The sequence below is a fragment of the Rhodovibrio salinarum DSM 9154 genome, from assembly GCF_000515255.1.
GTDB lineage: Bacteria > Pseudomonadota > Alphaproteobacteria > Kiloniellales > Rhodovibrionaceae > Rhodovibrio > Rhodovibrio salinarum.
Map to the genome: position 1 here is coordinate 1,696,487 of NZ_KI911559.1, position 12,009 is coordinate 1,708,495.

Annotated in this window: 11 protein-coding genes; 8 read left to right on the forward strand and 3 right to left on the reverse strand. The window is 63.4% G+C overall.

Going from position 1 to position 12,009, the window contains the following annotated elements:
* Positions 1-7: 7 nt before the first annotated feature.
* The 4 genes from RHOSA_RS21235 to RHOSA_RS0107910 are packed head-to-tail and all read left to right on the forward strand — an operon-like array spanning position 8 to position 4,626.
* Positions 8-1,066, forward strand: coding sequence for a LacI family DNA-binding transcriptional regulator (locus tag RHOSA_RS21235; RefSeq protein ID WP_051431934.1), 1,059 nt, complete (start codon positions 8-10; stop codon positions 1,064-1,066).
* A gap of 35 nt (positions 1,067-1,101) precedes the next feature.
* The gene (locus tag RHOSA_RS0107900) at positions 1,102-1,845 is read left to right on the forward strand and encodes an enoyl-CoA hydratase/isomerase family protein (RefSeq protein ID WP_169816612.1); all 744 of its coding nucleotides are present in this window, start codon (positions 1,102-1,104) and stop codon (positions 1,843-1,845) included.
* A 31-nt stretch (positions 1,846-1,876) separates the two neighbouring features.
* Entirely contained in the window at positions 1,877-3,412 is a 1,536-nt protein-coding gene (locus RHOSA_RS0107905; protein WP_051431935.1) for an aldehyde dehydrogenase family protein, read from the forward strand.
* A gap of 44 nt (positions 3,413-3,456) precedes the next feature.
* A complete protein-coding gene (locus RHOSA_RS0107910) occupies positions 3,457-4,626 on the forward strand; it encodes a dihydrodipicolinate synthase family protein (protein WP_027288247.1) in 1,170 nt (389 codons plus the stop codon).
* 58 nt (positions 4,627-4,684) lie between these two features.
* Here the strand turns inward: RHOSA_RS0107910 and RHOSA_RS0107915 are convergent, their stop codons facing one another.
* Entirely contained in the window at positions 4,685-5,578 is an 894-nt protein-coding gene (locus tag RHOSA_RS0107915) for a LysR family transcriptional regulator (RefSeq protein WP_027288248.1), read from the reverse strand.
* A gap of 195 nt (positions 5,579-5,773) precedes the next feature.
* Here RHOSA_RS0107915 and RHOSA_RS0107920 point away from each other — a divergent pair, with 195 nt between their 5' ends.
* Positions 5,774-6,562: an SDR family NAD(P)-dependent oxidoreductase gene (locus RHOSA_RS0107920; RefSeq protein ID WP_200372000.1), complete on the forward strand. Its 789-nt coding sequence runs from the start codon at positions 5,774-5,776 to the stop codon at positions 6,560-6,562.
* A gap of 12 nt (positions 6,563-6,574) precedes the next feature.
* Here RHOSA_RS0107920 and RHOSA_RS0107925 read toward each other — a convergent pair whose 3' ends face one another.
* Positions 6,575-7,027, reverse strand: a complete 453-nt coding sequence (locus RHOSA_RS0107925; protein ID WP_027288250.1) for a cyclophilin-like fold protein — start codon at positions 7,025-7,027, stop codon at positions 6,575-6,577.
* A 26-nt stretch (positions 7,028-7,053) separates the two neighbouring features.
* Positions 7,054-8,235, reverse strand: coding sequence for an MFS transporter (locus RHOSA_RS0107930; protein WP_027288251.1), 1,182 nt, complete (start codon positions 8,233-8,235; stop codon positions 7,054-7,056).
* Positions 8,236-8,468: 233 nt separating this feature from the next.
* Between RHOSA_RS0107930 and RHOSA_RS0107935 the strand changes: the two genes are divergently transcribed.
* The 3 genes from RHOSA_RS0107935 (at position 8,469) to RHOSA_RS0107945 (ending at position 12,003) form a co-directional block, all read left to right on the forward strand.
* On the forward strand, positions 8,469-9,569 hold the full coding sequence (locus RHOSA_RS0107935) for an alpha/beta hydrolase (RefSeq protein ID WP_027288252.1): 1,101 nt from the start codon (positions 8,469-8,471) through the stop codon (positions 9,567-9,569).
* Between the two features lie 585 nt (positions 9,570-10,154).
* The gene (locus RHOSA_RS21240) at positions 10,155-10,625 is read left to right on the forward strand and encodes a MarR family winged helix-turn-helix transcriptional regulator (protein ID WP_051431936.1); all 471 of its coding nucleotides are present in this window, start codon (positions 10,155-10,157) and stop codon (positions 10,623-10,625) included.
* A 328-nt stretch (positions 10,626-10,953) separates the two neighbouring features.
* Positions 10,954-12,003 carry an efflux RND transporter periplasmic adaptor subunit gene (locus tag RHOSA_RS0107945; RefSeq protein ID WP_169816613.1) on the forward strand — a complete coding sequence of 350 codons (1,050 nt, stop codon included), beginning with the start codon at positions 10,954-10,956 and terminating at the stop codon, positions 12,001-12,003.
* Positions 12,004-12,009 lie beyond the last annotated feature (6 nt).

The window sequence follows — 12,009 nt, forward strand, 5'->3', positions numbered from 1 at the left end:
GCACGTCATGCCAAGCTCGCGCGTCACGATCACCGACATCGCCCGCTATGTCGGCGTTTCACCGTCCACGGTCTCTCTCGTGCTGCGCCGGAAGGGGGCGATCTCGGAGGCCACGAAGGAGGCCGTGCACCGTGCGATCGACGAACTCGGCTACGTCTACGATCGCAACGCGGCCAATCTGCGCAGCAGGACGACGCAGGCCATCGGGCTGCTGATCAACGACGTGCGCAACCCGTTCTTCGCCGAGCTCGCGACCGCAGTGCAGGAGGCGTCGGAGGAAGACGATTATCTGACACACCTGCTGAGCAGTTCCGAGAACGTAGCCCGGCAGTCGCGGTATATCCGGTCGCTTCTGGAGATGCGGGTCGCCGGCGTGATCGTCTGTGCGGCCACCGGCACGGATCGAGAGGCGTTGTCCCCGCTTCTTGAGCGGGAGATCCCAACGGTCCTGGCCGTGCGTCCCCTGGACGTCGAGGGGGTTGCATTCGTCGGGCCGGACAACCGCAAGGCGGGCGAACTGGTGGCCCGACACCTGCTGGACCTCGGGCACAGCGATTTGGCGTTTATCGGCGGTGAACCCGGGAACCCGGCTCGCGACGCCCGTTTCGGCGGCTTCGCGGCGGCTCTGGAGGAGCGCGGTGTGGGCCTCAACCCGGACTGGGTGATCGACATCAGACCGACCGTGACGGCCGGCGCCATAGCTATCGAGCGCCTGCTGGAGAGATCGCCTCGGCCGACGGCGATCGTTTGCTACAACGATCTCCTCGCGTTCAGCGCGTCCGAGCGCCTGTGGGCGGAAGGCATCGCCGTCGGAGAGGATGTCGCGCTGACCGGTTTCGACGATCTGCCCTTGTCGCGTGTCGCCGTGCCTCCGCTTACCACCGTCGACCTCAAGGTTCACGAGATCGGACGCCGTGCTTCCGAGTTGCTTTTGGACAAGCTCGAGCACCCCGGCTCGGAGCCGCAGCAGGTCTTCCTGGAACCCGACTTGGTGGTGCGCCGAACTTGCGGAAGCGGGTGCTCTCCGCAGAACAGGCCCACGCAGATTTCAGAAGGAGAAGCTTGATGGCGAGTCTCGTTCAACTCCGGTTCGAAGACCGTATGGCGTTTCTGGAGCTCAACGATCCGGACCGGCTGAATGTGCTGACCCGCCAGGGGCTCTCATGCTTGGAGGACTGCCTGGAACGGGTCGAAGCGGCCGGATCGGAGGTGCGGGCGCTGATCGTTCATGCCGCAGGCGAGCGAGCGTTCTGCGCTGGTGCCGACGTCGGCGACTGGAGCGGCTATGAGGCCGTCGAATTCGGACGGGACTGGATTCGCACCGGCCATCGCGTCTTTGCACGGCTAGCCCAACTGCCGCAGCCCGTTATCGGTGCCGTCGAAGGCGTGGCCTATGGCGGCGGCCTCGAACTCCTGGCGGCTTGTGACATCCGGATCGCCGGGCGGGCGGCCCGCTTCGCAATGCCCGAGGCACGGGTCGGAATCGTGCCCGGCTGGTCCGGCACGCAGCGGCTGGCCCGGCAACTGCCGCATGCCGTTTTCCGGCAGATGCTGTTTACGGGCCGGCCGATCAACGCCGAACACGCTTATCGCATCGGCTTCGTCGGCGCGTTGGCCGAGACCGGCACGGCCCTCGCAGCGGCTCGCGAAACTGCTGACGAGATCGCCAAGACCGGTCCCGTGGCCGTTGAAGTCTGCAAGCAGATGGTGAATGCCGCAGTCGGGGAGGGGAGCGAATCCGCGATCGAGGCCTTGGCTGGCAGCTTCGTGGCTACGACCGGCGACAAGGCGGAAGGCGTCGCCAGCTTCAAGGAAAAACGCGTGCCGAATTTTGTCGGCCGGTAATTCATCCAAATAGAGACGTGGGGAAACACCGATGGCCAGCACGGACTGGAAACTGACGTTCGGCGCACGCGCGGCAGACTTGCCGTCGACGCCATACGTCGGTAGGCATTTTATCGACGGGAAATGGCGCGACAGTGGTGATAGCCAGACGATGGCGCGCCGAAGCCCGGCGCACGACGCCCTTGTCGGCCAGTATGCCAAAGGCACCGCGGACGACGCCCGGGATGCGGTCGTGGCCGCGCGCCAGGCGTTCGACGACGGCCGTTGGTCGCGCCTCTCCGGCAAGCAGCGCCACGACTATCTCTGCCAGGTGGCGGAGCGTATCGAACGGGATCACGAGACGATCGCCGTTCAGGAGGTGCTGGAAAGTGGCAAGCCCATCACCCAGGCCCGGGCGGAGGTGTCTGGCGCGGCCGCCCTGTGGCGGTACGCAGCCACGCTGGCTTGGAACGTGCGTGGCGATAGCTATAACGCACTCGGCGACGACATGCTTGGCCTGGTAATGCGGGAGCCGATCGGCGTCGTCTCGATCATCACGCCGTGGAACTTTCCCTTCATCATCGCCGCCCAAAAGCTACCGTTCGCCCTTGCGGCAGGTTGCACGGTGGCACTCAAGCCGTCCGAGCTGACCAGTGGTACCACCGTGATGCTGGCCGGATTGCTCGACGAGGTCGGTCTGCCGGACGGTGTGGTCAACGTGGTGCTGGGCGAAGGCGACCCGGTCGGCGCTGTCCTGACCCATTCTGATGACGTCGACATGGTCTCCTTCACGGGGTCGACGCAGGTCGGCAAGGAGGCCGTGGCGGCTTCGGCGGGAACGCTCAAGAAAGTGTCGCTCGAACTCGGCGGCAAGAATCCTCAGGTGATCTTCCCTGACGCCGATCTGGAGGCGGCCGCCGACGCTGTGGTGTTCGGCGTCTATTTCAACGGCGGTCAGTGCTGCAATTCGAGCTCGCGGCTGCTGGTTCATCGCGATATCGCCGAGGAGTTCACGCAGCGCGTTGTTGAGCTGTCCCGGCAGGTGCCGTTCGGGGACCCCCTCGACTCGCAGGCCCGCGTGGGCGCGATCATCTCGGAGGCCCACGAGCGCAAGATTCAGGGCTATGTCGAGCAGGCGGTGACGCAGGGGGCCACGCTGCGTCTCGGCGGGCGTGCGTTGCAGGCGCCGAACGGGGAAGGCCGCTATTTCGAGCCGACCGTCGTGTCCGGGGTCTCGCCGGACATGGAGATCGCCCGCGACGAGGTGTTTGGGCCGGTGCTGTCGGCCCTGACCTTCGACACCTTGGACGAGGCGATTTCCATTACCAACGACTGTCTTTACGGGCTGTCCGCAGGAATCTGGAGCCGTAGCATCGACAATTGTCTTGCCTACGCGCGGCGGGCCCGTGCGGGCACCGTTTGGGTCAACACTTGGATGGACGGCTACCCGGAGTTGCCGTTCGGCGGATTCAAGCAGAGCGGCCTGGGTCGGGAACTCGGGCATTTCGGTCTGGACGAGTTCACGGAACAGAAGACCGTACAGCTCCATATGGGTGCGCGCACCAATTGGTGGGTGCCGCAGGCCTAGCGCTGGCCCCCTTCGATTCAAGCTGACCTCCGGGAGTTCTGGTGATGACGAGCCTTCGCCTGCCGACCGAGAACGGGGCCATGGAGCGCTATACGTTGGGCGCCCCGACCCGCTTTCCCGACCGTCCGCGCAATCACTTCAACCGGATCGCCTATGCGGCCGGCCACGTCGTGGCCGATCCTCTGTCGCAAGCCGATCCCTGGCTTGAGCCGGCGATCGACTGGGACAGAACGCTGGCCTTTCGCCATACGCTCTGGGACCTGGGCTTCGGCGTCGCCGAAGCGATGGATACGGCCCAACGCGGCATGGGGCTTGCCTGGACCGAGGCCCAGGAATTGATCCGGCGCAGTCTCAGGGAAGCGCAGGCGCACGGCGACGCCATGATCGCCTGCGGGGTCGGCACGGACCATTTGGCGCCGGGACCAGACGTCACGCTCGACCAGGTGATCCGCGCCTATGAAGAGCAGGCGGAGGTCGTGGAGTCCCTGAACGGCCGCATGATCGTCATGTCGAGCCGGGCGCTCGCCGCGGCGGCCGAGTCTCCCGACGATTACGCCAAGGTCTACGGACGCCTGCTCTCGCAAATCAAGCAGCCGGTGATCGTGCACTGGCTGGGCGAAATGTTCGATCCGGCATTGGCGGGGTATTGGGGGCGATCCGATCATGCCCAGGCCATGGATGTCTGTCTCGACGTCCTGGCGGCGAACGCGCAGAAGGTCGACGGGATCAAGCTCTCGCTGCTCGATAAGGAGAAGGAACTCTCGATGCGCCGCCGTTTGCCGAAGGGCGTGCGCATGTACACCGGCGATGATTTCAACTTCGCTGAGTTGATCGCCGGCGACACGGAGGGCTATAGCGACGCGCTATTAGGCGTTTTCGATCCGATCGCGCCGGCGGCCTCGGCGGCGCTCGACGCGTTGGCCGAGGGAAAGGAGAAACGGTTCCACGAAATCCTGGAACCCACGGTCCCGCTGGCGCGACTTATCTTCTCGGCGCCAACGCGTTTCTACAAGACGGGCGTCGTCTTCCTTGCCTACCTGAATGGCTTCCAGGACCACTTCGTGATGGTCGGGGGCCAGGAGAGCGCCCGCAACATCCTGCATCTTTCGGAGTTGCTGCGCCTGGCCGACCAGGCGGGATTGCTGCGCGATCCCGATACGGTCGCGCAGCGCATGCGCGCGGTGTTGGAAAGCCACGGGATCACGCAAGAGTGACAAACGCCAGGGCGCCAACTCTGGCCCACGGCCACAATTTCGGCTGGGGGACTGCGTCTCACTCCCGGTGGCGCAGCGCTTCAAGAACGGCACGGAAGGCTGGGGAGGCCTGGCGCCGGTTCGGATAATAGAGGTGAAAGCCGTCCCAGGCCGGACAATACGCGTCCAGGACCTGGACGAGGCGACCGGCTCTCAGGTGCGGCTCCGCCAGATCGACGGACATGTAGGTCAGGCCGAAGCCTGCCAGGGCGGCTTCGAGACACAAGAAAATGTTATTAAAAGCGATCTGCCCTTCAACTTTCACCCGCAGCACGTGACCGTCTTCCTGGAACTCCCAGGCGAAATTTCTGCCACTGGATTGCAGGCGGAAGTTGACGCACGGCAGATGGGCCAGGTCACGTGGATGCTCAGGCCAGGGGTAGGTGTCGAAGATCTCGGGAACGCCGACAACGATGTAGCGCAGATTCGGCCCGATCCGTGCCGAGATCATGTCGCGCGCCATGTGCTCCCCGCGCCGTACGCCCGCATCGTAGCCTTCGCTGACAATATCGTTCAGCCCGTTATCGAGCGTAATCTCGACATTGATGTCGGGATGTTCTTTCAGGAACGGCAGAAGCTTCGGCCATAGCAACTGGCTGATACCGAGTTCCGAAGACACCAGCCGTACCGTACCCGCCGGCGAGTCGCGCAACGCACCCAAGGCTTCGACATGGGCGTCGATTTCCTCGAAGTGGTGCGCAATGCCGTCTAGCAGCCGTTGGCCGGCCTCGGTCGGGGCGACGGCGCGGGTGGTCCGGGTCAGCAGGCGCACGCCCAGACGATCTTCCAATTGGCGTACCGTGTGGCTGAGCGCCGACTGCGATACGCCGAGCGTGGCGGCGGCGCGGGTGAAGTTCCGCTCCTGTGCGACGGCGATGAAGGCTCTGAGATCGTTGGTGTTCTCGCGCGGCATAAAGTCCCAGGCTGATGAGCTGTTTCGATCAACTCGAATTTATTATGGGGCTCAGGCGATCGGTCGCAACTCCCATCCTGGTGCCTGTTGCCGCTGGCGGGACGCTTCTTTGAGCCACATGCGCTCGGGCCACGTTGCAGGTGTCACTGGCGTTTTTAATCTGTCGGAATGCGCTAGAATCGGATAGGCCGTCGCATGTTTAAGAAAGAGAGTGAGATGGCCCGCGTTTTCATTACTGGATCGACCGAGGGGGTTGGACGCAATGCCGCAGAGATGCTGCTTGCCGAAGGCCATGAGGTCGTTTTGCATGCCCGCAACCCCGCCCGCGCCAAGGCGTTCGGCGACCTTGCCGAGCGTGCCCAGGTTCTGAGCGCAGACCTCGGAAGCCTCTCTGAAACCCGTGCCCTCGCCCAGGATTTGAACGCTATTGGTCCGATGGACGCGATCCTCCACAACGCGGGTATCATCGACAATCGACGGGAGAAAACGCCGGACGGGCTTCTGCGCGTCCTGATGGTGAATGCTATTGCCCCTTATGTGCTGAGCGTACTGGCCGATCGTCCGAAACGGCTGATTTTTACCGGCAGTTCCATGCACAGAGGCCATTCGGACGTGCTTGACGATATCGACTGGACACGCCACCCCTGGTCTGCGAGCCGGGCCTATGGCGAAAGCAAACTGCTGGTCACGGCGCTCTCCGCCGGGCTCGCCCGGTATTGGCCAGAGGTACTGTGCCATACGGTCGACCCCGGCTGGGTGCCCACCCGCATGGGTGGCCGGTCGGCCAGCGACCCGATCGAACAAGCGCACGTCACGCAGTGTTGGCTGGCGACCAGTGGGGATGCTGCCGTACAAGAGAGTGGCGCCTATTGGCATCACATGCGACGGCAGTCAGCCGATCCGAAAGTATCGGATTCACGTTTTCAGGACGAGGTGATTTCCCGGTTCGCAGCCATGTCGGGCATCCCCCTGGCACCGCGCTGACCGATTTCCGGCTCAGCTTAGGAGCTCGATGCGCAGTGGGTATTTGCCTTTGTGCCGCAGCGGCGCGAGCCCACCTTCGATATGTCCCAACCGGATCAGGTCGTCACGGAACGTGTAGTCGTCGTAGAAGAAGGCAAGATTTCCCCAGCCAAGGAAGTAGCAGAGATCGCCCGGCGTCTCGTCATGGAAAGGCGCGAATCCCTCTTCGTCGAGGCGGCGCGGTAGATGCGCGATCTTTTCGTTGGTCGAGAAATCCTCGATCGTTAGGTCGAGCGGGAGCATCGAGATCAGATCGCGCACCGTCGCATTGTCCTGCAGGCGATAGATCGCGACCTGCTCGGCGAAGCTGCAGCGGATCCGCCGCGTGTCGTTCTGAGAGCGTCCAGCTGTCGGCAGGAGAATGGTCGTGGCCGCGCCGGCTAGGAAGCTGCGGCGGCTAAGGCTGAGTCGATCGGTTGTCTTCATGCGTTCTCTCCAGGGATATGCACCCCTCAAGCAGACGACTTCACCAGTTTCCGGCCATTGCCAGCGATGGCAATGGCCACGAGGGCGAGAACCACGCTTCCGGCGAAGGTTGCGGTGACCGAGAGGTGGTCTAGCAGGACACCACCGATCATGGCGCCGAGCAGGATCGAAGCCTGAATGATGGCAACCATCAGGCTGCCCGCGGCTTCTGGCTGGTCATCCACGTTTTGCGACATCCAGCCCATCCAGATCACGGACATGGCGGTGTTCATCGCCCCCCAGACGGCAAGCAGAATCCCGGTGGCGATCAGGCCATCGCCGAAGAGCAGCAGTCCCAGCGTGCTGCTGCCCATGACCAGCGCGGGCAACCGGAGCAGCCGCTCGACTTGGTTCCCGACCAGACGGCCAGATACAGACGTCCCGACGAACCCGGCAGAACCTAGGATCAGTAGCAGGATGGACAAGGTATCCACGCCCACGCCGGTGATCTCCTCGAGAAAAGGGCGCAGATAGGTGAACATCGTGAAGGCCGAGCCGAATGTGAAGCTCAGCGCCAGCAGCCCGCGCAAGAAATAGCGACGGCCGAGCAATTGGCCGAATACGCGGATATCCTGTTTGAACCGGGTCGGCAGCGAGGGCAATGCGATGAGGTGCCACAAGAGGTTCACGGTGACGAAGGGGACCAACGCCCAAAACACGCCTCGCCAGCCGATCAGCCCACCGAGATAGCTCCCCAGAGGTGCAGCAAAGGCCGCCGCGACCGCCTGTCCGCCATACATCAACGCCAATGCGCGCGGCACGTCCTTTGCCGGAACCAGCCGCATGATGATCGAGGTTGCCAGGGACCAGAAGCCGCCGATGCAAATCCCCAGCAGGACGCGTGCGGCGATCAGCGTGGCGAAAGACTGGGCCATCGCCACCATCACGAGTGATAGCAGCATCAGGGCCGTGAGCGCGATCAGCACGAGCTTGCGGTTTAAACGTCCGGCCACGGTGGTGATCAGCAGGCTGGTCACCACTGCGGAAAAGCCGCTTAACGAGACGGCCTGACCGATTTGGCCATTGGTTGCGTTCAGCCCACCCGCCATAGGGGTCAGCAAACTGACCGGCATGAACTCGGCCGTAAGCAACAGGGCCACGCAGAGCGACATCGAAAGCACCGCTCCCCAGGCTGCACCTGCGTTTCTCCCGCCCTCGGCAAAGCTCATATCCGTCACAAAGTGTCTCCTTAACCTGTCGTACGCGCGGAGACTAACGATCCTGAGTTTCCCTGATTACACGGAAAATTTGGGATGCTCTCATTAGCACCGTTTCTAAAAGCGGGCGCCGGGGGATTGATGAGATACATTCATGGCAACAAGCAAGGTGCCCTCACTAATCGGTCGGTACGGCTTTGCTTAAATTGTCGTGTTCAAAGGCAAACCTGTTAGGAGACTCTGCCGTGAACAGACCAACCGACCTCGAAAATGCTCCGACGCGCACCGACGAGCCCGATGCCGGCCGACGCGACTTTCTCAAGATGGCGGGGGCTGGCGCCGCGGCCCTGAGTGCCGTATCCGTTGCTGGCGCACCGGTCTTCGCACAGTCCAGCAAGGAGTGGGACAAGACCTTCCCGAAGAGCGATGCTGTCGATTACGGGCGTGTTACCTTCACCAACCGCTACGGCATCACGCTCGTCGGCGACCTGTATCTGCCGAAGGACCGCGCGGAGGCAGCGCTGCCGGCGATTGCCGTTGCGGGCCCGTTCGGCGCCGTAAAGGAACAGGCCGCCGGCCTCTACGCCCAGACGATGGCGGAGCGCGGCTACGTCACGGTCGCCTTCGATCCGTCCTATGTGGGCGAAAGCGGGGGCGAGCCGCGCAGCGTTGCCTCGCCGGACATCAATACTGAAGATTTCATGGCCGCGATCGATGCCCTCGGCCTGCACCCCTCCGTCGACCGGGAACGGATCGGTATTATCGGTATTTGCGGCTTCGGCGGCATGGCCCTGAACGCGGTGGCTGCGGACAAGCGCGTCAAGGCCGTCGCGACGACGAGCATGTACGACATGTCCCGGGTGATGGCGAAAGGCTACTATGACAGCATGACCGACGAGCAGCGCGCACAGCAGCTCGAGAAGATGAGCTACCAGCGCTGGGTCGATGCCAAGGCCGACTCGCCGGCGCTAGCCGGCGGCTTGCCGGACAGCCTGGACGGGGTCGATGATCCCGTGGTCCGGATGTACTACGGCTATTACAAGACCGAACGCGGCTTCCACAAACGTTCGGTGAACTCCACGACCGGCTGGACCGTGACGACCCCGATGTCGTTCATGAACATGCCGCTTCTGACCTACATCACGGAAATCTCGCCGCGTCCGATGCTGTTGATCGCGGGATCCGAGGCGCATTCGCGCTACTTCAGCGAAGACGCTCACGCCGCGGCCGCCGAACCGAAAGAGTTGATGATCATCGAAGGTGCGGATCACGTCGATCTGTATGACCAGATGGACATCATCCCCTTCGACAAGCTGCAGTCCTTCTTCAAAGAACACCTGGCGTAAGCTTCCTGGCGATGTCTGCCGTCTGATCGGCAGACATCGCCATTCCAAAGATGACAACGCTGCGTTAAAGAAGCGCAGGTCAGCATCTGGTGGCGCCGTGTCTCCATGCGTATCCCAAGGCGACCTCGGAGTGAGAGAGCGTACGCAAACGAGAGCTCTCACGTGAATACCCGCCGCTTTCCTGCGGTGTGGTTGTCCGGATCCCCTGCATAGAGAATGTGCAGAAATCATAGGTCCGGTCTGAGATACATGAGTTTTATTTAATTCGGCGTTGTAGGTGATCGGTCGCCCGGGTGGAGGGACTCCAAGATCAACCGTCGGATTCATGTGTGGATTGTTTGAGGTCCTCAAAGTCCGTCTTTTAGGACTCGGCGCGGCATGTCTCGATATGTGCGCAGAACCGGCGCGTGGCCGTGGAACCGGTCGGACCTGCTTTGGCTTGCGCCCATAACGGCTTGCTGGCCTCGGTTACCGAGAAATCTGTCCGCATGGTCGTTGGCAGTTTGATGCTTGATGGTTGGAGACAATCCATTTTCATTAAAGCAATATGTTGTCAAATATGTAGCATGGTGTCATGGTGTTCGCATGAGCAAACCCCACCGCAGTCCACAAACCGAGCAGCTCGCCGAGTTGATCTTCGAGGTTTTTCGCCTGCACGGCGAGTTGATCGCTATGGGCGAGCGAATGGTTGGGCCCTGCGGCCTGACGAGCGCGCGTTGGCAGGTCGTCGGCTCGATCGACGAGTCAGGCCAGCCGCTCACCGTGCCCATGATCGCTCGCAACCTTGGAATCTCGCGCCAAGCGGTGCAGCGCGTGGTTAACGACCTGGAGCACCAGGGGCTCGTGTGTTTGAGCGAAAATCCGCACCACAAGACCGCCCGGCTGGTCGAACTGACGGAGGATGGCCAGTCGGCGGTCGCGGAGGCCAATCGCGTCTTTACCCGTTGGGCTAATGCGACGACGGCGGATCTGGATGCGGACCGCTTGGCCGAGACTTGGCGGCTCCTGGCCGAGTTGCGGGGGCACTGCCGGGACTATGGGATGGAGGAGGTGTAGCGCCTGGTACGCGCGCTTGTCCGGCGCACGCGCGCGTCCGGTATGCAAAGCATCCCGTTTGAATACTGAAAACGCCCGTAATGGCCTGACTGATGTCGTTAACAGGTCGTGCGCGGGTTGGACCCCTGATCCCAATGAAGGCTAAGTCCGTGACCCCCCCAAATCTCACGTTCCGATCGCTGCGCCTGCCCCGACGGGGCGTCGGTCTATGAGAGATGCGCGACAGACTACGGCGTCCGGCCTGCGGCGTCCGATTTGCCGGACGTTGTGGCCATCGCTGCTGACGCTCCTCGTGCTCGGGATTGCGGGCTGCTCCGAGGGCTCTGAGGTGGAATCGGCGTCGCAACCGGAGGCCAAGCCGATCGCCTGGGCCGAGGTAACCCGGTTCGAAGCGCAGCGTACGCGCCAATTGCCTGGCGTGCTGCGTGCGGCCCAGCGGGCGCCGCTCAGCTTCGAGGTCGCCGGCCGCGTGGCGAAAGTGACGGTCGAGATCGGTGAATCCTTCGCCCGCGGCGATCTGCTCGCCCGGATCGATCCGCGTAACTACGAGCTCGCGTTGGAAGAACGCCGCGGGCAGTTGGCGGAAGCGAACGCCGAGCTGGCCGAGGCCGAAGAGGAATTCGGACGCCAGAACAAGCTCTATGAGCGGGGCTGGGCGTCCAAGGCGGCTTACGACCGCGCCAATTCCGCGTTGGAGAGCGCGAACAGCCGGGTCGAGACGGCCCGGGCACGCGTCGCGATCGCCCGTGAAGATCTGTCGGACACGAAGCTCGTGGCGCCTTATGCCGGGACCGTCGCGGACCGGCTGATCGAGCCCTCGCAGCAGGTTGCAGCGGGGGAGACAGTGCTCAAGGTGCAGGGTGGTGACGCACTGGAAGCCGTTGTGGACGCGCCCGAGACGGTCATCGACCGGCTGGAACTGGGCAGCCACCATACCGTCCGCCTGCCGGCACGGCCCGGGAGCGCGCTCACCGGCACGATCACCGAGATCGCGACGGACGCGCAGGCACGCAACGCCTATGCCGTGACCCTGCGGCTCGCCCAGGCGCCAGAGGGCGTGCGCTCTGGCATGACCGCGGAGGTTGCCTTTGCCCTTAACCAGCCGGGGGGAGTCGAGACAGGGGAGGCGCTCCTGGCCATCCCGGCCACCGCTTTTCTGGCGGCAGACGGTCAGCGGCGCGTCGTTTACGTCTTCGATCCGGAAGCCAAGGTTGTGCATCGGCGCGAGATCGAGGTGATGGAGATCAGCGGCGACCAGGCGCTGGTGGCTGCCGGCCTCGAGGCTGGAGAGATCGTCGCGACCAAGGGGCCCGCCTTCCTGACCGACGGGCAACGGGTGCGGCGTCTTGGTGTCGGCCCGCGCCGTTTCGACCAGTAGGGCCTG

Coding starts and splice junctions, on each gene's coding strand:
- RHOSA_RS21235 (WP_051431934.1), top strand. CDS start 8: ATGCCAAGCTCGCGCGTCACGATCACCGACATCGCCCGCTATGTCGGC.
- RHOSA_RS0107900 (WP_169816612.1), top strand. CDS start 1,102: ATGGCGTTTCTGGAGCTCAACGATCCGGACCGGCTGAATGTGCTGACC.
- RHOSA_RS0107905 (WP_051431935.1), top strand. CDS start 1,877: ATGGCCAGCACGGACTGGAAACTGACGTTCGGCGCACGCGCGGCAGAC.
- RHOSA_RS0107910 (WP_027288247.1), top strand. CDS start 3,457: ATGACGAGCCTTCGCCTGCCGACCGAGAACGGGGCCATGGAGCGCTAT.
- RHOSA_RS0107915 (WP_027288248.1), bottom strand. CDS start 5,578: ATGCCGCGCGAGAACACCAACGATCTCAGAGCCTTCATCGCCGTCGCA.
- RHOSA_RS0107920 (WP_200372000.1), top strand. CDS start 5,774: ATGTTTAAGAAAGAGAGTGAGATGGCCCGCGTTTTCATTACTGGATCG.
- RHOSA_RS0107925 (WP_027288250.1), bottom strand. CDS start 7,027: ATGAAGACAACCGATCGACTCAGCCTTAGCCGCCGCAGCTTCCTAGCC.
- RHOSA_RS0107930 (WP_027288251.1), bottom strand. CDS start 8,235: ATGAGCTTTGCCGAGGGCGGGAGAAACGCAGGTGCAGCCTGGGGAGCG.
- RHOSA_RS21240 (WP_051431936.1), top strand. CDS start 10,155: ATGAGCAAACCCCACCGCAGTCCACAAACCGAGCAGCTCGCCGAGTTG.